At 43.0% G+C, this 20,759-nt stretch carries 15 protein-coding genes; 12 read left to right on the forward strand and 3 right to left on the reverse strand.

All coding sequences use genetic code 11. The features are described from left to right. Positions 1 to 87: 87 nt before the first annotated feature. Together lptG and lptF are read right to left on the reverse strand one after the other, a co-directional pair. The gene (lptG, locus tag TW85_RS05335) at positions 88 to 1,149 is read right to left on the reverse strand and encodes an LPS export ABC transporter permease LptG (protein ID WP_046016048.1); all 1,062 of its coding nucleotides are present in this window, start codon (positions 1,147 to 1,149) and stop codon (positions 88 to 90) included. Then, positions 1,146 to 2,273, reverse strand: coding sequence for an LPS export ABC transporter permease LptF (gene lptF, locus TW85_RS05340; protein WP_046016049.1), 1,128 nt, complete (start codon positions 2,271 to 2,273; stop codon positions 1,146 to 1,148). The genes lptG and lptF overlap by 4 nt, the downstream gene beginning before the upstream one ends. 121 nt (positions 2,274 to 2,394) lie before the next feature. Between lptF and TW85_RS05345 the strand changes: the two genes are divergently transcribed. The 10 genes from TW85_RS05345 to TW85_RS05390 all read left to right on the forward strand — a co-directional run bounded on the left by TW85_RS05345 (position 2,395) and on the right by TW85_RS05390 (position 15,467). After that, positions 2,395 to 3,852, forward strand: coding sequence for a leucyl aminopeptidase (locus TW85_RS05345; protein ID WP_046016050.1), 1,458 nt, complete (start codon positions 2,395 to 2,397; stop codon positions 3,850 to 3,852). Positions 3,853 to 4,120: 268 nt separating this feature from the next. Beyond that, entirely contained in the window at positions 4,121 to 4,519 is a 399-nt protein-coding gene (locus TW85_RS05350; protein WP_157196892.1) for a hypothetical protein, read from the forward strand. Between the two features lie 144 nt (positions 4,520 to 4,663). After that, positions 4,664 to 7,447, forward strand: coding sequence for a valine--tRNA ligase (locus TW85_RS05355; RefSeq protein WP_046016052.1), 2,784 nt, complete (start codon positions 4,664 to 4,666; stop codon positions 7,445 to 7,447). 146 nt (positions 7,448 to 7,593) lie between these two features. Further along, positions 7,594 to 8,487 carry an AraC family transcriptional regulator gene (locus tag TW85_RS05360; RefSeq protein WP_046016053.1) on the forward strand — a complete coding sequence of 298 codons (894 nt, stop codon included), beginning with the start codon at positions 7,594 to 7,596 and terminating at the stop codon, positions 8,485 to 8,487. A gap of 106 nt (positions 8,488 to 8,593) precedes the next feature. Next, the gene (locus tag TW85_RS05365) at positions 8,594 to 10,726 is read left to right on the forward strand and encodes a TonB-dependent siderophore receptor (RefSeq protein ID WP_046016054.1); all 2,133 of its coding nucleotides are present in this window, start codon (positions 8,594 to 8,596) and stop codon (positions 10,724 to 10,726) included. A 38-nt stretch (positions 10,727 to 10,764) separates the two neighbouring features. Next, positions 10,765 to 11,508, forward strand: coding sequence for a siderophore ferric iron reductase (locus tag TW85_RS05370; RefSeq protein ID WP_046016055.1), 744 nt, complete (start codon positions 10,765 to 10,767; stop codon positions 11,506 to 11,508). Continuing rightward, a complete protein-coding gene (locus TW85_RS05375) occupies positions 11,496 to 12,263 on the forward strand; it encodes an ABC transporter ATP-binding protein (protein ID WP_046016056.1) in 768 nt (255 codons plus the stop codon). Before TW85_RS05370 ends, TW85_RS05375 begins: the two co-directional genes overlap by 13 nt. Then, positions 12,257 to 13,192 (forward strand): iron-siderophore ABC transporter substrate-binding protein, encoded by a 936-nt coding sequence (locus tag TW85_RS05380; RefSeq protein ID WP_046016057.1) that lies wholly within the window; start codon positions 12,257 to 12,259, stop codon positions 13,190 to 13,192. Before TW85_RS05375 ends, TW85_RS05380 begins: the two co-directional genes overlap by 7 nt. After that, the gene (gene fhuB / locus TW85_RS05385; RefSeq protein ID WP_084616126.1) at positions 13,189 to 15,150 is read left to right on the forward strand and encodes a Fe(3+)-hydroxamate ABC transporter permease FhuB; all 1,962 of its coding nucleotides are present in this window, start codon (positions 13,189 to 13,191) and stop codon (positions 15,148 to 15,150) included. The genes TW85_RS05380 and fhuB overlap by 4 nt, the downstream gene beginning before the upstream one ends. A 77-nt stretch (positions 15,151 to 15,227) precedes the next feature. Continuing rightward, positions 15,228 to 15,467 carry a cold shock domain-containing protein gene (locus TW85_RS05390; RefSeq protein WP_046016058.1) on the forward strand — a complete coding sequence of 80 codons (240 nt, stop codon included), beginning with the start codon at positions 15,228 to 15,230 and terminating at the stop codon, positions 15,465 to 15,467. A gap of 47 nt (positions 15,468 to 15,514) precedes the next feature. On the opposite strand, the gene TW85_RS05395 is transcribed toward TW85_RS05390, so the two are convergent. Further along, positions 15,515 to 15,943 carry a CBS domain-containing protein gene (locus TW85_RS05395; RefSeq protein ID WP_052701892.1) on the reverse strand — a complete coding sequence of 143 codons (429 nt, stop codon included), beginning with the start codon at positions 15,941 to 15,943 and terminating at the stop codon, positions 15,515 to 15,517. A gap of 92 nt (positions 15,944 to 16,035) precedes the next feature. Between TW85_RS05395 and tadA the strand changes: the two genes are divergently transcribed. Together tadA and purL are read left to right on the forward strand one after the other, a co-directional pair. Continuing rightward, positions 16,036 to 16,545: a tRNA adenosine(34) deaminase TadA gene (gene tadA, locus TW85_RS05400; protein ID WP_046016060.1), complete on the forward strand. Its 510-nt coding sequence runs from the start codon at positions 16,036 to 16,038 to the stop codon at positions 16,543 to 16,545. A 97-nt stretch (positions 16,546 to 16,642) separates the two neighbouring features. Then, a complete protein-coding gene (gene purL / locus TW85_RS05405) occupies positions 16,643 to 20,548 on the forward strand; it encodes a phosphoribosylformylglycinamidine synthase (RefSeq protein ID WP_046016061.1) in 3,906 nt (1,301 codons plus the stop codon). The last annotated feature ends 211 nt before the right edge of the window (positions 20,549 to 20,759 follow it).

Genomic DNA, 20,759 nt, shown 5'->3' on the forward strand with positions numbered 1-20,759 from the left:
GGCGAGTCTTTTATATAAGGTTTAGCCAGCAGGGTGTCGAATTTTAGAAAGGGCTACATTAATTTATGTAGCCCTTTTTTGTGCTTGTTATTTGGCTCGTTTGAGCTGAATTGTTCCTATGATAAGGCAGATAGCGATAGGGATGAGTACACCGAGCAGAGGCGGAAAATCCGCAGCTAAGCTCATACGACCAAAGAGGTTAAGACCATTCTGGAATACGATACCTATGATGACACCTGAGAAAATGCGGCTGCCCATAGTGGAGGAACGTAATGGGCCGAAAACACTCGATAGCGCAATAATAACTAAGGCTATCGAAGCAAAAGGTCTAAGGGCCTTAGTCCAAAACTCTAGCTGGTAGCGTGAGGTGTTTAAATCCTGATTTGTAAGGTAATCCTGATAGGATAGCGACTGGCTTAAAGAGAGTGCTTCCGGCTCTTGTGTGGCTAGGTATAAGTGTTCTGGCTTGAATGCCATTTGCCAGTCTTTTTGCTCAAGCTCAACGGACTCCACCTTATCTTCAAAGAAGGTCGTGCTTTTAACAGAATTCAGAATCCAATTGTCTTGGTCTGCATGATGAACAGTTTTAGCGAACTGTGTATTGGTTAGCATTTGCTCTTTAGATGTGAAAATCTGCATATCATAAAGCGTGCCTTCTTTATCTGCAGCACCAATATAAATGTAGCTATTATCAGATCTTAGCCAAACCCCGCCGGCGATAATGTTTTCTGAGGAGCGTTGCTTTCTCAACTTCTCAATAAGGTCTGCCTTTTGGTCTGCATCTGGCGCAATAAATTCTGAAATCCCTACGCCAACCAAAGAGATGATTAAAATAGGTTTAATCGCAGACCAACCAATACGCCAAATAGGAATGCCGGCAGCTCGAATAACAGTAAGTTCAGAGGTGGTGGCCAGTGCGCCAAGGCCAACGAGTGTGCCAATTAAGGATGCGATAGGAATGTATTCGGAAAACTTACCAGGAAGCCTTAAAACAAGTACTTCTAACAAGTTTGAAATAGTATAGAACTCATTGATTTTCTTAACTTGTTCGATAAAAGTTAAAGCGTAATCTAAACCTAGTAAAACAAATGCGACAGCAAAAAACGACCAGACAACGCCTTTGCCTATATAAGAGTCAAGTTGCTTCATGCTGATTGTTTACCTGTGCCTGAGAGGTTTGATTTAGAACTTGTAACCGGCTTTTTTTGGAAGAGTTTAACCTCGTTAAAGTTTAAAAATAAAAAAGCGGCGATAAAACCAAAGATGCCATGAATCCACCAAAGGCCAATTTCGCTCGGAATCCTGCCTTTTTCTAGGGCTGTTCGGCCCCAAATCATCATGCCCAGATAAAGTATCATGAGTAGGATTGCAGGCAGCATTTTAAAGAAGCGGCCTTGTCTTGGGTTTACTTGGCTTAATGACGTGCCAATGATGGCTAAAATTGGAATCATAATAATAAGGCTGATACGCCATTGCCATTCAGCTTGGTCCTTAAGATCATCACTTGCCCAAATCTCATGAGAGGGTTTGGTGTTTGGATTATTGATGGCAAACGTATCGCTTTCGTCCATTAAAACTGCATAGGTATCAAATAAGGTGATTTTGTAGTCTTTCTCCCCTGGGGTCCCTTCAAAACGACTGCCATTTTTAAAGACAAGGTAAGTGCTGCCATCTTCTAATTTAAGCTGTTCTGCATGGGTAGCTAAGGTTTGGGTGGGGACTCTTTTACCGTCTACCACGGCGGTATTAGAAATAAATACATCCTTCATCCAACCTTCTTCTTGAGTCAATTCGGCCACATAGGTTGTATTAAAACCTTTTCCTTGAAAACGGCCGGGTTGGATAAAGTCAAAAACAGTCAGTTGATTCTGCTCTTGCTCAGCAAGCTTCGATTGATACTCACTGGTCGGGGCAAGCCAAAGGCTAATAAAACCATTTAATAAGGTTGCAATTAAGGCAATGCCTAAGGTGTAAAGCATGAGTTTTACTTTGCTAATGCCGCAGGCAAATAAAATAGACATCTCGTTTTCTATATAAAGTCTGCCGTACGCGAGGAGCAAAGATAAGAAAAAGGATAGAGGGATGATAATTTGTAAAAAGCTCGGAATATGGAACCCAAGAATGATGAAAAGAAATTCAAATGACATTTTTCCTTCAGCTGCACGGCCTAAATAGCTGACGAAACGACCACTGGCTATAATTAATAAAAGAATAAAACTGACGGCCATGGTTGACACCAACACTTCTTTCGCCAAGTATCTGAATAATTTCAAACGTACCTCTTAAGTATTTTGTATAGTGCTTGGGGTTGATTGTTGAAGCTTTGTACCCATTATCCCTTGGTAATAAGGGCTTTATCCAGTTTTTTTATAATAAATTTTAAAGGAAACACTCATGAATACAGCGTTATTCGATCGCCTATCTGCGGTCCAAGCTGATTTGGTCGTTACCCTAGTACCAACTGAAGCAGCGTTACCCCAATCAACCAGTTGGGTCGATGAAAATACAGCTGGACTTATTTCGCAACTACGCGAGTCAAAAGTGTTTTCTGGTAAGTTAGCTGAAACCCTTTTGCTACCCGTTGCTAGTCAAGACTATGCACAAGCGGTTTTGCTTGTGGGTATTGGTAAAGACGACACCCTATCGGACGCTAGCGCACGTAAAGTAATGGCGGCCATTGCGGCAAAAGTTAAAAGCTTACCATATGCAAGCATTGCTTTTGCGGGGGCTGAGTTAGCAGTTGCAGAACATACACAAGCACAAGTGCTTAGCCTAACGTCACAATGGCTACATGAAGGCTTTTATCAATTTACAGGCTTTAAGCAAGATGATCAGGCTCTAACAATTGAAAGCATCTTGTTTGAAGGTTCAGATCAAGGCGCACTTGATGTAGGTGTTGCAACGGCTGCAGGTTCTGCTGTTGCACGTCGCCTAGGAGATCTGCCGGGTAATGTTTGTACGCCAAGCTATCTTGCCTCTAAAGCGCAAACGCTAGGTGAAGATTATGGTATCGACGTTGAGCTAGTTGACGAAAGTCGTATGTCTGAGTTGGGTATGGATTGCCTGTTGTCTGTTGGTCGCGGTAGTGATCAACCAAGTTATTTAATTGTCATGTCTTATAAAGGCGGTGATGAAGGTGAAGCACCTTATGTCATGCTGGGTAAAGGTATTACCTTTGATACAGGTGGTATTTCGTTAAAGCCAGGACCTGGCATGGATGAAATGAAATACGACATGTGTGGCGCAGCAAGTGTATTCGGTACTATGAAGGCGATCTGTGAACTTAAGCCTAAGCTGAATTTTACAGCGGTAATTGCAGCAGCAGAGAATATGCCTAATGGTAATGCCTCAAAACCAGGCGATATTGTTAAGACTATGTCTGGTCAGACGGTTGAGATTCTTAACACGGATGCTGAAGGGCGTTTGGTTTTATGTGATGCGCTGACTTACATTGAGCGTTTTGAGCCTAAATCCGTTGTTGATGTAGCGACACTAACTGGCGCTTGCGTGGTTGCTTTGGGTGGCGTTAACTCTGCTATGTATACCAACAATGAAGCATTACATGATGATCTTCGTGGTGCGAGTAAGGTGTCAGCAGATAAAGTATGGCCAATGCCACTTGATGATGAGTATCAGCAGCAGCTAGATAGTAATTTTGCTGATATTGCTAACATAGGCGGTAAAGAAGCGGGTTCTGTTACTGCAGCATGTTTCTTGTCTCGTTTCACTAAGTCGTATCCTTGGGCGCATTTGGACATTGCAGGAACAGCATGGACAGGTGGCGCTAAAAAAGGCGCGAGTGGACGTCCAGTTGCTTTGCTAACTCAGTACTTGTTGTCTAAGGCAAACTAGTCACTGCTATTGCTAATCTAATATGGATTAGTGGCAAGCTTATTATAAAAGGTCGCATTGATTGCGGCCTTTTTGCTTTTTAGGCACTTATGGAAACTGAATCTTTGTTATTTTTAACAAATATCGTATTTTCATTTTCTTGACCTAGACATTTACTTGCTCCAATGAGAAAGTGTTAGCTCGATGTTGATAATTAAATCAAGTGTGAGTTAAAAGCGGCTTGGTTATTTTTGACATGTATTTTCTGTTAGCGTTTTTGGGTGCTTTTATGTCTAACCACACAAGAGAAGAAGAGTTTATTCCTGAGCCGGATGAGAGTGTTCTCATATCAGCACTTAGGAATCAAGACGATATTCCTATCTTGATGGATGTGGTTGGTGAAGGATTAGCGCCAAAAGTTAGCCAAGAAGGGCACCTGTCCCAAGTTCTAGCGCAAGGTGCAGATACCGAGCTAGACGATCCCCAAGAGAAGGAGGAACTCATTGCAGCGTCTTCGACTGCAGCAGAGAGTGTCATAGAGCCTCAATCTCCCTCTGATGAATCACTAGAAATAGATCCTGCAAGGTTGCAGCAAGCCATTGAAAAGGCTTTTGCGAAATTACTGCCAAGCTTGATTGAAGAAGTGGTTAACGAATTAGAGCTTACAAAGACTCCTAAGAAACAATAAGCCAGAATAAATTAGTTAATTTATTAGTAACAATGAACATCGATTCGTCGTGGATATTCTTTATCAACGTCTGTCGCGTTATACTAGTCGGCAATTAAGTTTCATATCAAATTCACGCAATTTAAAAAAGTTTAAGACATCACAATGGAAAAGACCTACCAACCGCAAAGCATTGAACAGCCAATTTACCAACGTTGGGAAGAAAATGGCTATTTCACACCTCAGGGCGAGGGTGACCCTTTCTCTATTATGATTCCGCCACCGAATGTGACGGGTACCTTACACATGGGCCATGCCTTCCAGCATACCTTAATGGATGCCATGATTCGTCGTGAAAGAATGCTAGGTAAGCGTGCCTTGTGGCAGCCAGGTACTGACCATGCGGGTATTGCAACGCAAATGGTTGTGGAGAGACAGCTAGCTGCAGATAACATTACACGTCATGACCTAGGACGTGAAAAATTCCTTGAAAAAGTATGGGATTGGAAAGCTCAGTCTGGCGGTACTATTTCTGATCAAATGCGTGTCATGGGTGACTCTGTTGCGTGGGATAAAGAACGTTTCACCATGGACCCAGGTATGTCTGCTGCGGTACAAGAAGTATTTGTACGTTTGTTTGATGAAGGCATTATTTACCGTGGTCAGCGTTTGGTGAACTGGGACCCAGTATTGCACACTGCAATCTCTGATCTTGAAGTTATTTCTGAAGAAGAAAATGGCTTCATGTGGTATTTCCGTTATCCTCTGGCCGACGGTGCTAAAACCGCTGATGGTAAAGACTATATAGTCGTTGCGACAACACGTCCTGAAACCATGCTAGGTGATGAAGCGGTTGCTGTTGACCCTGAAGATGAGCGTTACATTGATCTAGTTGGCAAAGAAATTATGTTGCCATTGGTTGATCGTCGTATCCCTATCATTGCTGACTCTTATGTCGATAAAGACTTTGGTACAGGTTGTGTGAAAATTACCCCTGCCCATGACTTTAACGATAATGAAGTGGGTAAGCGTCACGACCTACCTTTAACTAATATCTTTACTGATGATGCAGCGATTAATGATATTGCACCTGAGAAATATCGTGGTTTAGATAGATTCGAAGCTCGTAAGGTAATTGTTGCAGATTTTGATGCGCTTGGGCTGTTAGAGAAAGTCGATGATCACAAACTAAAAGTACCTCGTGGTGAACGTGGTAATGCGGTAATCGAACCTTATTTAACTAACCAATGGTATGTTGCGGTTGAGACACTAGCTAAACCTGCGATTGAAGCAGTTGAAAACGGCGACATTCAATTTGTTCCTAAGCAATGGGAAAACACTTATTTCTCTTGGATGCGTGATCTACAAGATTGGTGTATTTCTCGTCAGCTTTGGTGGGGTCACCAAATTCCTGCTTGGTATGATGCAGAAGGCAAGGTATATGTTGCTAACACAGAAGACGAAGTACGTGCTAAATATGGTTTAGCGGCTGATGTAACTTTGAATCGTGATAACGATGTACTAGATACTTGGTTCTCTTCTGCGCTTTGGACGTTTGCTACCCAAGGTTGGCCTGAAGAAACGGAAGACTTTAAAGCTTTCAGTGAATCTGATGTTTTGGTAACCGGCTTCGATATTATTTTCTTCTGGGTTGCCAGAATGATAATGATGACCTTGAAGTTTACTAACAAGGTACCTTTTAAAACGGTTTATATTACGGGTCTTATTCGCGATGAACGCGGTGATAAGATGTCTAAGTCCAAGGGTAATGTTATTGACCCATTGGATTTGATTGGCGGTATTGATCTTGAAAGCCTAGTGAGCAAACGTACTTCAGGTATGATGCAGCCACGACTAGCCGCTAAGGTTGAGAAAGCCACTCGTGAAACTTATCCAGATGGCATTCAAGCTTATGGTACAGATGCGTTGCGCTTTACCTTGTGCTCGCTTGCGTCTGGTGGTCGTGACATCAAGTTCGACCTGAACCGTTTGGAAGGCTACCGTAATTTCTGTAATAAGATTTGGAACGCAACACGTTATGTTCTGATGAATACGGAAGAACACGATTGTGGTCAGAATGGTGGTGATGCAGAACTGTCTTTAGCGGATAAATGGATCATTTCTCGTTTACAAAAAGCTGAAGCTGCTGTTAACCAAGCTTTTGATACCCATAGATATGACCTTGCTTCACAGGCGCTTTATGAGTTCATGTGGCATGAATACTGTGATTGGTACCTAGAACTTTCTAAACCTGTACTTTGGGATGAAAATGCAACACCAGCACAGCTTCTAGGTACACGTCGTACCTTGGTTCGAGTGCTTGAGTCATTCCTGCGATTAGCACATCCTATGATGCCTTTCTTGACCGAAGAAATTTGGCAGAAGATTGCACCTATGGCGGGCGTTGAAGGTGATACCGTGATGATGGCAGCTTACCCACAAGCGGAAACGGCTAAGCAAGACGAATCTGCAGAAGCAGATGTTGAGTGGATCAAAAACGTTATCGTTGGTATTCGTAACATTCGCGGCGAAATGGACATAGCGCCATCGAAAGCCCTGAACGTACTTATGCGTAATGGTAGTGAGCAAGATAAATCACGCTTACAAAGCAATATGAATTTCTTGCAGAAGCTAGCCAAGCTAGAAAGCGTTACTTGGCTGAATGAAGGCGATGAAGTGCCTATGTCTGCAACAGCGCTTGTTGGTGATATGGAAGTGCTTGTGCCTATGGCTGGTTTGATCGACAAAGACGCTGAACTTGCTCGTTTGCAAAAAGAAATTGATAAAGCCAGCAAAGACCTTCAACGCATCCAAGGTAAACTTGGCAATGAAAGCTTTGTTGCGAAAGCACCTGCTGCAGTAGTTGAAAAAGAGCAAGCCAAATTGGCTGATTTGACACTGACAGTTGCTAAGCTAAATGAACAAAAGGCGAGTATCGAATCTCTATAAGAGGTGAGTTTTTCGTCTGAGTTGATTGAAAGCCCCTTACTCTTTAAGACGGAGTAAGGGGCTTTTTTGTGTAATAAGCTTCAGTTTTGACAACTTCATGCAAATAAATGATAATCGTTCTCAATTAAAGTTTATCATTTAGTATCATGACATATTCTACAGCTCCAACAGTGCATAGCAGATTGACCCGTATTGAAGCGGTTTTGGATTATATCCATTGCCATCTTGATGAATCCTTGAGTGTGGTGAGCCTAGCAGAAAAAAGCTGTTGGTCTCGCTGGCAGCTACAGCGGATTTTTGGTGAAGAAACCGGCCTCACTGTTGCACAATATGTACGTGAGCTTAGGTTGAGTCAGGCAGCAGAAAACCTGCTCTCTACAAATCAAAGGCACCTGGATATTGCTTTAGAGTGTGGTTTTGACTCTGAAATAAGCTTTAGTCGAGCCTTCAAACAAATGTTCACCTGCTCTCCAAGAGAATATCGTAACCGTGGTAAGCGCCAAGGTTTGCGTACACCGCTTCAATATCGTGAACATGCTTATACTCTGCCCCAAGATGCTAAAAGCTTTATGCAAATTCGCATTGAAAGCAAAGAGGCGTTTGCCTTATCTGGTGTGTTCGATTGGATTAATGGTCCTTTTTCAGCGACACCCAATTTTCTAGAGCGAGTCCCTAAGCTTTGGCGATCACTTGAGCTACCTTCTGAGTGTGATGCATCTAGTACTAACCCAATTGGTGTGATTAATACCCATGGTCATGCTCAAAACCCAGGGCAGTTACAATACTGGGCTGGTTATCAAGGTCTCAACCTAGATAACCATGCCTCTATACAGGTTCCAGCACAGGAATATGCTGTTATCCCTGTGCAAGGAAAGGTGAGCTCTTTGGAGTCAGCGGTTTCTTGGTTTATCCGTCATTGGTTACCGGAATCTAACTACAATGGCATCACAGGTTATGAGTTAGAAATGTACTCACCTCAATATGATCCTTACTCTCCTTCAAGCTATATGGAATTTTGGCTGCCTATTGCACCAAGATAATATTTCTATAGTGATTAAAGATGCACCAAAAAGTTAAGTTTCAAAAAACTCAAATTAATAAAATGAGAATCATTATCAATATTTTCTTTTATTCTTTGGAGCTTTAATGAAAACCTCTGCGCGTTTTACCCCCACATTAATCGCTTTCTCTGTGGCCTTAGCATCCACTCAGTTATCTGCAAATGATGTGCAGACAGGTGATTCCGATATTTATGTCATGGATCCTTTAGTGATTAAAGGGCAGGCCTATCGAAATACAGCAACCAAGACTCAACTGGAATTCGCAGAAACGCCACAGGCAATTTCACATATCACGGAAGAAGAGCTGGATGTGCGCGGTACTGAAAGTGTGGCAGAAGCTGTGCGCTATGTGTCAGGGATTAATACTGAACTTCGTGGTGGTGCAGTAACCCGCTTGGATCTTTTCAATATACGGGGTTTTACTAACTACCAAAATTATTACGATGGCTTGCAGTTATTGTTCAATGATTGGAACTTGCAGCCACAAATTGATGCCATTGCAATTGATCAAGTGGAAGTGTTTAAAGGACCAACATCGACTTTATATGGCGCTATGCCACCTGGCGGTATGGTTAATGTCATTGGTAAAGCCCCACAAGCAGAAAGTGCCCATAGTGTTGAAGTGTCTGTGGGAAGTGACAATAAAAAAGAAGTCGAATTTGAAAGTCGTGGGGCCTTAAGTGACTCTCTTAATTACAGCCTTGTTGGGCTAGTGAGAAGCAAAGATGGGCAAGCTGTCACCTCAGAAGAAGAGCGCATCGTCATTGCTCCATCCTTAGATTTGAGGGTTAGTGAAGACACACTTATAAACTTTAATATGTACTATCAAAAAGACCCAAGTATGGGTGTTTATAGTTCATTACCTTCTAAAGGAACTGTCTATAGCAATATTAATGGTCCACTAGGTTCGGATGCTTATGCCGGTGATGCAAATTGGGAAACTTTTGAAAAAGAAGTGCTATTACTCGGTTATAAGCTTGATCATAGGTTTAACGATACTTGGAGCTTCTTGCAGAATGTGCGTTTAATGGATGCATCGGCCTATCAAGAAAATACCTATTCAACGAGTCTAGATTCTGATGAGAGAACGTTGAATCGTCGTGCTTATTTAACGGATGAAGATAGCAAGGGCATTACCTTAGATAACCAATTCTCTGGCGCCTTTGATATAGGAGAGGTTGAGCATAATGTGTTGGTTGGTGTTGATTACTTTAAATTGGAATCAGACATCAAGTATGAAGATGCCGTCGCACCCAGTATTGATTTATATAACCCAAATCACTATCAGATTTCTGCTGGCAGTTTGAACTTTGCAGCCTCTGGTTATACCAGTGACTTTGATATTGAAAAAGAGCAAACAGGTGTTTATCTGCAAGATCAGATGCGTATAGACCAATGGGTTGTGATTGCTGGTGCCCGTTATGATGATTACCACTCGCAAGAGCAGGGTGTTAAATATGGTTCGAATACTAATACCAAAGTTGATCAAGCGCAGCTAACAGGCCGAGTGGGTGCCCTTTATGAAATGGAAAATGGCTTTTCGCCTTTCGTTAGTTATGCGCAAAGCTTTGAGCCAGTTTCAGGCAGTGACAAAAATGGTAAAGCTTATGACACCTCAACCGCTAATCAGTTAGAGCTAGGGGTTAAGTATGAAGGTAATGGTACTCAAGCAAGTCTAACGACTTACCAAATTTTAAAGGAAAATGTATTAACGCGAGATCCAGCGGGTACGGCTTATGACAAAATCCAAGTGGGAGAGGTTCGTTCTCGCGGCGTTGAGTTAGATCTACATAAAGCCTTGTCTGAACAAATGGATGTACGTGTTGCAGTGACTGTACAAGATGTAGAAGTGACTAAAGATAACAGTGGTATTCAAGGTAATACACCAATTTGGGTGCCTGAGCAGCAAGTGTCTACTTGGTTAAACTATCAACTCACCGAGGGTACGATGCAAGGTGCGCAAGTGGGGGCTGGTGTGCGTTATATCGGTAAAATGCAACTCGATGCAGCCAACTCAAATACAGTACCTAGTGCTACTTTAGTCGATCTATCTATGGCCTATGACTTAGAAAATACCTCGGCTTCTTTAGCGGGTGCTAGTGTGCGTCTTTCTGTCTCAAATGCACTTAATGAAACCTACTATAGCTGTTATGACGCAAGTAATTGTTGGTTTGGTGATGAAAGAGCGTTTGAGCTAAGTGGGCGTTATGAGTTCTAGGTGTTTGCTATTTGCAGTGCAATCTCTGAGAGGTTTGCATGGCTAGATTAGTGGAGCGCTTGTTTCTCAGTGCCAGTCAATGTATCCCCGCATTGGCTGGTAAAGAAACAAGAGTAAACACTCAGGTACAAGGAGAAGCTAATGCTGATAAGGCATTGGCTTTAACTTTATCTGAGCAAAACTTAGTTGAATTACATACTTATCTGGCTCGCAATTACCCTGAAGCCGGATCTTCATATTGGCGCATCAGAAGTTGGGGGCTTATTAACTGGCAACCTATCTATCTTGCTTTGATTTGTGTGTATCAGCTTAATTATGTACCCACAAGCCTAGGTCGGATGAAGCAAACTCGAACACAGGATTATGTCGCAGGATACGAATTAGAAGATGATACTTGGCAAGCAGGTAATCGTGATCAACTCATTTACCTAGCTGGGTATCAGTTGAATCAAATCTTTTCACCATCAACAGAAGTATTCATGGATTTATTTGGTGGTAAATCTGTGATGTATCAGGCGTTGCTTGCGGATCAGTTCATTGAGTCTCTTGTGCAGGCAACACACTTTTCTTTGCTCTCCCCTCAGCAGCTTATTGATGATCTGCCTTTATGGGCGAAAATACTCAATCTACCCTTAGTGTCGATGCGTGGACTTAAGTATGAACAAGATGAAGTGCGCTTTATTCGACATACCTGCTGTTTGCACTATCAAAGAGAGGATGGCGATTTATGTATTGCTTGTCCTCGTCATAAATCAAAAAAGAAGAGCTCATGTTCGAATTAAACAATATTAAAGTTGAACGGGCATCGCGCACCATTCTCTCAATTCCTCATCTGAGTTTACCCAGTGACCAAGTGTGTGTCGTGTTGGGGCACAATGGGTCCGGTAAAACGACTTTGATTCAAAGTTTAGCGAATCAATTAGTACCGGATCAGGGTGAGGTGCTACTCAATAAACAAAATATACAGTCCTTATCGCAACGACAACTGGCACAAAAAATAGGCTATTTGCCTCAGGGGCTACCCAGTGCAGCAGGTCTAAGTGTAAGAGAGTTAATTTGCATGGGGCGTTATCCGTGGCATGGGGCATTTGGTCGCTTCACGAAACAGGATAGCGATATAGTCGACAAGGCGATTGAGCTGGTGGGAATCGCCCATTATGCCGATCAGTTTATTGATGACTTATCCGGTGGTGAGCGTCAGCGTGCTTGGGTTGCTATGTTGCTTACTCAGCAATCTCCCGTCCTTTTATTGGATGAACCCACGTCTGCGCTGGATATCTCTCATCAATATGAATTAATGCGATTGTTGCAGCAATTAAATCGTGAAACAGGCCAAGGCATGATTATTGTTTTACATGATATCAACTTGGCATCTCGTTTTGCGGATCACATATTAGCCATGCGACAAGGGCAATGTTTCTTTCAGGGCACCCCCGCCCAATTTATGCAATCAGAGCGTCTAGAGGCCATGTACGGCGTACCTATGTCTTTGATTGATCACCCTTCAAACGATAGTAAAGTGGCTCTTATATGTTAATGATTAATTTAGTGTCTAGCTGGTTCAAGGTAAGCCTTAGTTGCCTTGCTCTAGTGTTTTCGGTTTCAGTATTGGCGGAGGTTAGAATCCAAGATAGTCAGGGCGAACAGGTCTTTTCTCAAACACCTGTGCGTATTGCTGCACTGAGTTGGGAGCTGGTTGAAGATGTGATTGAGTTAGGCCTTGAGCCTGTGGCGATTCCAGAGCGAGAAGCTTACCAAGAATGGGTGGCGCAGCCTGTATTACCCGCATCAAGTGTCGATATAGGTGGGCGAGCAGAGCCTAATCTTGAAAAGCTAGCCCAACTTAAGCCTGATGTTATCCTGATTGGGGCAGCACTTAAGGATATTCAAGCTAAGTTAGAGAGAATCGCACCTGTTGTCTTCTTTGATACTTATCAGCGCGATCATAATAATCAGGAAAAAGCGGATCAAGTCTTCTTAACCTTGGCAAAACTCTTGGATAAAGAGGCCCATGCCCAAGCAAAATTGGCCGCTAGGCAGCAGGTGTTTGAGCAGCTAAGAGGTCAGCTTAATGCCGCTTTTCCAGCAGGTTTGCCTAAAGTTACTAGCTTACGTTTTGCCAGTACTACTTCTGCTTATGTATATGGTGATAATGCCATGCCACAATATGCCCTTGAGCATTTAGGCTTGCAAACGGCTATGCCTTTAGCAAGTACACAATGGGGAGTAACTCAAAAGCGCCTTAAATCTCTTAGAGGTATTAAAGAGGGTGTTGTCCTTTACTTTAAACCATTCCATTTCGAGAAAAAGCTCGCTAAGTCGCCACTTTGGCGCAGTATGCCTTTTGTAAAACAAGGGAATGTAGCATCGGTTGCCTCTACTTGGACTTATGGTGGCGCTATGTCTTTACAATACTTAGCTCAAGCAATGACAGACTCCTTGTTAGAGGTTGCTAAACAGCAATGATGCGTTTTTTGCTTTTGTGCGTAAGTTTGCCTTTTATCTGTGTTTTATCTTTGCAAATTGATAGTGACCTTTCCTTATGGCAGCAAGGGCAGATTCTGATTAACCAAGAACTAGATCAAAGTTATGAACAAATAGATTGGGCTTATTCACGTTTGCCTAGGTTGGTAATGGCTTTATTAGTCGGTGCTTGCATGGGGTTGATTGGCAGTGTTATTCAACAGCTGACCCGCAACCCCTTGTTATCTCCTGCCACACTTGGCTCTTCCAGTGGTGCTTGGCTGGGCTTAATTATACTTGCTGTGGTTTGGCCAGAGGGGCAAAGCCAATATCAAGTATTTGCCGCTATGCTAGGAGCCTGTATCGCTTTAGCTTTGGTGTTGATGATTTGTGGGGTGCGAAACCTGACAGGCTTATCTGTGGTGCTATCTGGCATGGCGGTTAACCTGTTATTTGGTGCTATCGCCATCGCATTGATTCTAATGAATGATCAATATGCCAAGAACCTCTTTATCTGGGGGGCTGGGGATCTGAGCCAAAATGGCTGGGAGAAGGTTCATTGGTTATGGCCACATTGCTTGCTTGGGTTAGCAATACTGGGCTTTGCAGGTAAGCCGTTAGATCTTTTGAAGATGGGACAAAGTGCTGCTTCTGGTCGAGGTTTGAATGTTGCTGCTCTGTTTCTGGTGCTTATGCTTGTTGGGCTTTGGATGCTTTCAGCAGCGATCACCATGGTTGGGATTGTTGGTTTCCTCGGTTTGGTTGCCCCTAATCTTGCTAGGCTAATAGGTGCAAGAGCTGCAGGTAAAGAGCTGTATATTTCGACCTTATTAGGCGCCATACTACTTGTTGTTGCCGATAGTCTTGCCTTATATCTCAATACGATCACGTTTGAAGTGGTACCGACTGGGTTAACTACCGCCTTTTTAGGAGCGCCTCTACTTATTTGGCTAATTCAAAAACGCCTTTCTCAGCAAGATAAAATCACCTATTTAACTCACTATAGCAAAGCGTCTTTCACCTCTACTAAATTGTTAGTGAGTGGTTTAGTGCTGCTTGTTATTGTATTGCTAGCTTTACTTACTCATATGGATAATGGATTAAATTTTCGTTGGCCAGATGAGTTTGCGTGGCCGATTCGTTGGCCAAGAATAGTCGCAAGCCTTGCCGCTGGTGCTGGTATGGCTGTTTCTGGTGTGATTATGCAACGTTTAATTCATAACCCATTGGCAAGCCCTGATTTATTGGGAGTGTCTGCTGGCGCGGTTCTGGCGCTTGTGGCAACGAGCGGTTTCTTGGGGTGGCGCATTGGCGAATTAGGTCCATTAGTTGCTTTCTCTGGCAGCTTTTTAATCCTGCTTATTTTGCTTGTGTTGGGCTCGCGTTTTCGTTTTGCACCTGCTCCTATGATTTTAACCGGTGTGGCTCTGTCCGCTTTTATTGAAACCCTGGTACAGGGCGTTTTGATGAAAGGAACGGAGGAGGTTTATGACATCTTGCGTTGGCTCGCAGGCTCTACTTATCGGGTTAAACCAGATCAAGCATGGGTTTTGATGTTAGGGGTGAGTGTGCTTATTCTGATTAGCTTGAGTTTACACAGATGGCTAACATTAATGTCCATGGGGCGTGAGGTTGCAGCCGCGCGTGGTGTGAATGTAAAACGTGCCTTTATATTGTTATTAATTCTGTCTGTTAGTTTATGTTCATTAGTGACTTCTATTCTCGGCCCCATTGCGTTTGTCAGTATTGTTGCTCCTCATTTAGCAAGTTTGTTAGGTGCGCGACAAGTCTCAACTCAGATATTGCTATCGGCACTTTTAGGTGCGGGCTTCCTTCAACTTGCAGATTGGCTGGGTCAAATGGTAATTTATCCTAATCAACTTGCAGCTGGCACCATGGCCGCCATTATAGGTGGGGTGTTTTTTATGCTTTTGTTATTGAGAAACAGAAGTGTATCTTAAGGCGCGAGGTGACAGCTAAGCTCGCTAGCTAAGGCTGGTGGGTCGAATTGATTGAGAATAATAAAAAGAGGCGATCAATGACAGAGAAGCTAAAGGGTACCGTAAAGTGGTTTAATGACGCCAAAGGTGTTGGTTTTATTCAAAGAGATAATGAGGCCGATGTTTTTGTACATTACAAATCGATAGTCAGTGAAGGCCATAAAACCTTGAAAAAAGGCCAAGCCGTGTCTTTTTTTATTACTGAAAACGATTTTGGACAGCAAGCGAGTGAAGTGGCTCTATACGCTAAAGAGGTTGCAACGTCAGTGGCTGAATAATCTTCATAAAAAGGCCTAACGCTAAAATAGTGTTAGGCCTTTATCTTCTAATTTTCTGTTTTTTCACTTAGCAGGTTACGTGCTAATTTCACAAAATCTATAGGTGTTAAAATACCGACCAAGGTGCCCTTGTCTACAACAGGTAGGCAGCCATATTTGTTTTCAACAAAAAACTCTGCCGCAGTATCAAGATGAGTATCTTTTTCTATCGTTAGCATGTCAGTGTTCATTGCTTTACTGACGGGTGTTTGCATTTCTTTTTTACTCAACATGCCAGTTCCAAATTGGCTCACAAGGTAAAAAGCATGTTTTAAATATTCTCGTTGGGTTAACATGCCGATGCATTTTCCTTCATCATCAATAATTGGCAAGTTTCGAATATTCTTGTCTTGCATGATTTTTTTAGCATCAGCAAGGGAGGCGGTCTCAGCCAAAGTGACTAAGTTGGTAACCATAAGATCAGAAACGGTCTGCACAGGGTGAACTCCTTCCATAAAAAATTCTGTATAAGCCTAACTTATAGTTAGTTTATACCTGTAAACAATCAAGTTTTTCGTGAGGTAAGTCAATGTTCAGTGACGAATACTGGATGGAACGCGCTTTAGTTTTGGCTGATAAAGCCGCAACTGAAGGGGAAGTGCCTGTTGGCGCTCTCTTAGTATTAGATAATGAAATTATTGGTGAAGGCTATAACTCGCCTATTTCAACCTGTGACCCGACTGCCCATGCTGAAATTCAAGCCATTCGAAATGCCTGTAAAAATGTGGCTAACTATCGTTTACCAAAGGCAACACTTTACGTTACTTTAGAGCCTTGTTCTATGTGTGCAGGTGCCATTGTGCATGCCAGAATTGAGCGAGTCGTTTACGCCGCGACAGAGCCAAAAAGTGGTGTGGTTGAGTCCCAGCATCGATTTTTTGAACAGAACTTTCTTAACCATTCAGTCAAGGTTGAGGCGGGTGTTTTAGGGCCTTTAGCTTCACAAAAGCTGAGCGATTTTTTTCAATATCGACGAGATCAAAAGAAAAAGATCAGAACCGCCTCAAAATTAGCTCAAGAACAAAAAAAGTCGTCATAAAACTGTTAAAAAAACACGACTTTTATAGCTTAGGTTTGCTGGCTTGATTTAGAATACGCCCCATCACTTCAAACCACAAATCGAGGCAATAAACGTCATGCTTACCTTGCAAGGTTCTTCGGCGCTATCCGCGTTTCGTAAGACAAAGTTACTGGCCAATGTTCAAAAGTCAGTACCAGCCGTAATTGATATTGATGCGCAATATTTGCATTTCGTCGAACTTCTAGATGCTCAATCACTTTCTGCTGAGCAGGAAACCGTATTGAGCAAAGCACTTACTTATGGTGCTAAGTCTGAAACAGTGAACACTTCTTCACAAAATGTGCTGGTGGTTCCACGTCTAGGCACTATTTCTCCTTGGTCATCGAAAGCAACGGATATCCTACACAATTGTGGTTTGCAAGATATCGCTCGTGTTGAACGTGGCGTAGAGTATTTTATCCATAGTGATGCGCCTTTAACTGAGGCTGAATTAGCGCTTGTTATTCCTGCGCTATATGACCGTATGACAGAGAGTGTCTTATCTGGTGAAGCGCAAGCTCAGCAACTTTTTGCACAAGCAACTCCTGCACCTTTATCACAAGTTGATATCTTAGCGGGTGGTCGTGCTGCACTTGAAGAGGCTAACCAATCTTTAGGTTTAGCGCTTGCCGATGATGAGATTGATTACTTGGTAACTGCCTTTGTTGAATTGGGCCGTAATCCAAATGACATTGAGCTGATGATGTTTGCTCAAGCAAACTCTGAACATTGTCGTCATAAGATCTTTAATGCGTCTTGGACATTAGATGGTGAAGATCAAGAGCGTTCTTTGTTCAAAATGATTAAGAATACCCATGAGCATAACTCTGACGGCACTTTATCTGCTTACGTAGATAACGCAGCGGTAATGGAAGGCCATGAAGCGGGTCGTTTTTACCCAGATTCAGCATCGAAAGAATATGGTTTTAACCAACAGCCTATTGATATCTTGATGAAAGTTGAGACCCATAACCACCCAACTGCGATTGCGCCTTTCTCAGGTGCGGCAACAGGTTCTGGTGGTGAGATTCGTGACGAAGGTGCAACCGGTGTTGGTGCTAAACCAAAAGCAGGTTTATCTGGCTACACGGTTTCTGATTTGAAAATTCCAGGTTTTGTACAACCTTGGGAAAGCCAATATGGTAAGCCAAGCCGTATTGTGACTCCGCTTGATATCATGATCGAAGGCCCAATTGGTGGCGCGGCATTTAATAACGAGTTTGGTCGTCCTAACCTATTAGGTTATTTCCGTACTTACGAGCAAAAAATCACTTCAAGCCAAGGTGAAGAGGTACGTGGTTACCATAAGCCGATTATGCTGGCTGGTGGTTTAGGTAATATTCGTCGTGATCATGTCGAAAAAGATGAGATTCATGTGGGCGCTTCTCTAATCGTATTAGGTGGCCCTGCCATGCTAATTGGTTTAGGTGGTGGTGCGGCTTCATCTATGGCCTCTGCTGATGGTAATGAAGACCTTGATTTTGCTTCAGTACAAAGGGGTAACCCTGAAATGGAGCGTCGTTGCCAAGAGGTTATTGACCGTTGCTGGCAGCTAGGTGAAAACAATCCGATTAGCTTTATCCATGATGTGGGTGCAGGTGGCTTGTCTAACGCCTTACCTGAGCTAGTTAAAGATGGCGATCGTGGTGGTAAATTCGAACTACGTAATGTGCTAAATGATGAGCCTGGTATGTCGCCGCTAGAGATCTGGTGTAACGAATCTCAAGAACGTTATGTTATGGCTGTTCCGCCTGAGCGTGTTGCTGAGTTTACTGAGATTTGTGAACGTGAGCGTTGCCCATTTGCTGTCGTTGGTGAAGCGACTGAAGAGCTACATCTAGAAGTGGCTGATAAAATCTTTGCCAATGAGCCAGTTGACCTTCCTATGTCAGTCTTGTTTGGTAAGCCACCAAAAATGCACCGTGAAGCGGTTAAAGCAGATATCCAAGGTGATGACTTTGATGGTGCTGAAATTGATCTTGCTGAAGCAACTCAAAGAGTATTGAGCCATCCGACTGTGGCAAGTAAGAGTTTCTTGATCACTATTGGTGATAGAAGTATTACTGGTATGGTTGCTCGTGACCAGATGGTTGGTCCTTGGCAGGTGCCTGTTGCAGATGTTGCTGTGACGACATCATCACTTGATAGTTATACTGGTGAAGCGATGACTATGGGTGAAAGAACACCTTTAGCCTTGTTGGATGCACCTGCATCTGGCCGTATGGCAGTCGGTGAAGCACTAACTAACTTAGCAGCAGCACAAATTACTAAGCGTAATCATATTAAACTTTCAGCTAACTGGATGGCCGCTGCAGGTCATGCGGGTGAAGATGAGAAGCTTTATAAAACTGTAGAAGCGGTTGGTATGGAGTTATGTCCTGCTCTGGATATTGCGATCCCAGTCGGTAAAGATTCCATGTCTATGAAGACGGTATGGAAAGAAGAAGGCGAAGAAAAAGCCGTTACTTCTCCTCTATCTTTGGTTATTACAGCTTTCGCTCCTGTTGCAGATGCTCGTAAAACATTGACACCAGAACTACAGGATACGGACAGCAAGCTTGTATTGTTGGACTTGGGTAATAAACAGAACCGCTTAGCAGGCTCTATCTTATCTCAGGTTTATAACAAACTGGGTGAGCAGGTGCCTGATGTTGATGATGCTGCCGTATTGGCTGGCTTCTTTGATACAACACAAGCCTTAAATACAGAAGGCAAGCTACTGGCTTACCATGATAGGTCAGATGGTGGTTTATTAGCGACATTGGCTGAAATGTCTTTCGCAAGCCATAAAGGCTTAAATGTTGATGTCTCTCAGTTAGTTGAAAATGCAGCACAAGATACAGCGGGTGTGGCTGCTGCACTCTTCAATGAAGAGCTAGGTGCTGTTATTCAGGTGGCAACAGCAGATCTTGCTGATGTTAAAGTGGCTTATGCGAAAGCGGGTGTTACTGCTGTTGAAGTAGCTGAGTTAAATGCGAGCGATGAAATCAAAGTTTCTTTCAATGGTGCAGAAATCGTTGCTGGTAAGCGTATTGATTGGCAGCGTACTTGGTCGCAAACCAGTTATGAGATTCAAGCATTAAGAGATAATCCAAATACCTCTGCTCAAGAGTTTGATAATTTATTAGATGCGACTGACCCAGGTTTATCCGCATCACTCACCTTTGACCTTGAAGAAGATGTGTTAGCTGGTATTGATCTTTCAAACCGACCTAAGATTGCAGTTTTGCGTGAGCAGGGTGTGAATGGTCAGGTTGAAATGGCGGCTGCTTTCCATCAAGCCGGTTTTGCCCCTTTTGATGTGCATATGAGTGACATCTTATCGGGTCGCACTAAACTATCTGAATTCAAAGGTTTAGTGGCTTGCGGTGGCTTCTCTTACGGTGACGTATTGGGTGCTGGTGAAGGTTGGGCGAAATCTATCCTATTTAACCCAGTAGCACGTCAAGAATTTGAAGCCTTCTTTAACCGTGAAGATACATTTGCGCTGGGTGTGTGTAACGGTTGTCAGATGTTATCTAACCTCAGTGAATTGATTCCTGGTACTGATCACTGGCCTAAATTTGTACGTAATGAATCAGCTCAATTTGAAGCTCGTTTAGTACAGGTTAAAGTGCAAGAATCTAACTCCATCCTGTTTGCTGGAATGCAAGGCTCAACTATGCCGATCGTTGTCGCACACGGAGAAGGTCAAACTGAGTACAAGCAAGCTGAAGATCTAGATCAGCTGGTTGAAAAGGCTCAGTTAGCATTGCGTTATGTGAATAACAAAGGGGAAGCAACAGAACGCTATCCTTTCAATCCGAACGGTTCGGCTGCGGGTGTGACGGGTCTGACTTCTGAGAATGGTCGAGTGACCATTATGATGCCTCACCCAGAGCGTGTTTATCGTACCGTTCAGCATAGCTGGCACCCAAGTGAGTGGAATGAACAAGCACCTTGGTTGCGTTTGTTCCAAAACGCTCGTAAATGGGTTGGTTAGTAAGAACGAGATAAGGTGATAGGGCTGATTAAATCAGCCTGATCACTCTTTCTTTAAAAAGGCCTTGATGCGTTAGCATTAAGGCCTTTTTCTTGCTTTGAACTTGATGTGCAGGAAAGATAAGTGAAATTTTGCATAAGTGACTTATCAGCTTGAATTCAAAAGGATTAAAATATTTTAAATAAATTGAAAAAAGCGCTTGCCATAAAAT

The sequence above is a fragment of the Marinomonas sp. S3726 genome (assembly GCF_000967665.1).
GTDB lineage: Bacteria > Pseudomonadota > Gammaproteobacteria > Pseudomonadales > Marinomonadaceae > Marinomonas.

Bases quoted from the DNA above. Each gene is read 5' to 3' on its own strand.
- lptG (WP_046016048.1), bottom strand. From the start codon at position 1,149: ATGAAGCAACTTGACTCTTATATAGGCAAAGGCGTTGTCTGGTCGTTT.
- TW85_RS05345 (WP_046016050.1), top strand. From the start codon at position 2,395: ATGAATACAGCGTTATTCGATCGCCTATCTGCGGTCCAAGCTGATTTG.
- TW85_RS05350 (WP_157196892.1), top strand. From the start codon at position 4,121: ATGTCTAACCACACAAGAGAAGAAGAGTTTATTCCTGAGCCGGATGAG.
- TW85_RS05355 (WP_046016052.1), top strand. From the start codon at position 4,664: ATGGAAAAGACCTACCAACCGCAAAGCATTGAACAGCCAATTTACCAA.
- TW85_RS05360 (WP_046016053.1), top strand. From the start codon at position 7,594: ATGACATATTCTACAGCTCCAACAGTGCATAGCAGATTGACCCGTATT.
- TW85_RS05365 (WP_046016054.1), top strand. From the start codon at position 8,594: ATGAAAACCTCTGCGCGTTTTACCCCCACATTAATCGCTTTCTCTGTG.
- TW85_RS05370 (WP_046016055.1), top strand. From the start codon at position 10,765: ATGGCTAGATTAGTGGAGCGCTTGTTTCTCAGTGCCAGTCAATGTATC.
- TW85_RS05375 (WP_046016056.1), top strand. From the start codon at position 11,496: ATGTTCGAATTAAACAATATTAAAGTTGAACGGGCATCGCGCACCATT.
- TW85_RS05380 (WP_046016057.1), top strand. From the start codon at position 12,257: ATGTTAATGATTAATTTAGTGTCTAGCTGGTTCAAGGTAAGCCTTAGT.
- fhuB (WP_084616126.1), top strand. From the start codon at position 13,189: ATGATGCGTTTTTTGCTTTTGTGCGTAAGTTTGCCTTTTATCTGTGTT.
- TW85_RS05390 (WP_046016058.1), top strand. From the start codon at position 15,228: ATGACAGAGAAGCTAAAGGGTACCGTAAAGTGGTTTAATGACGCCAAA.
- tadA (WP_046016060.1), top strand. From the start codon at position 16,036: ATGTTCAGTGACGAATACTGGATGGAACGCGCTTTAGTTTTGGCTGAT.
- purL (WP_046016061.1), top strand. From the start codon at position 16,643: ATGCTTACCTTGCAAGGTTCTTCGGCGCTATCCGCGTTTCGTAAGACA.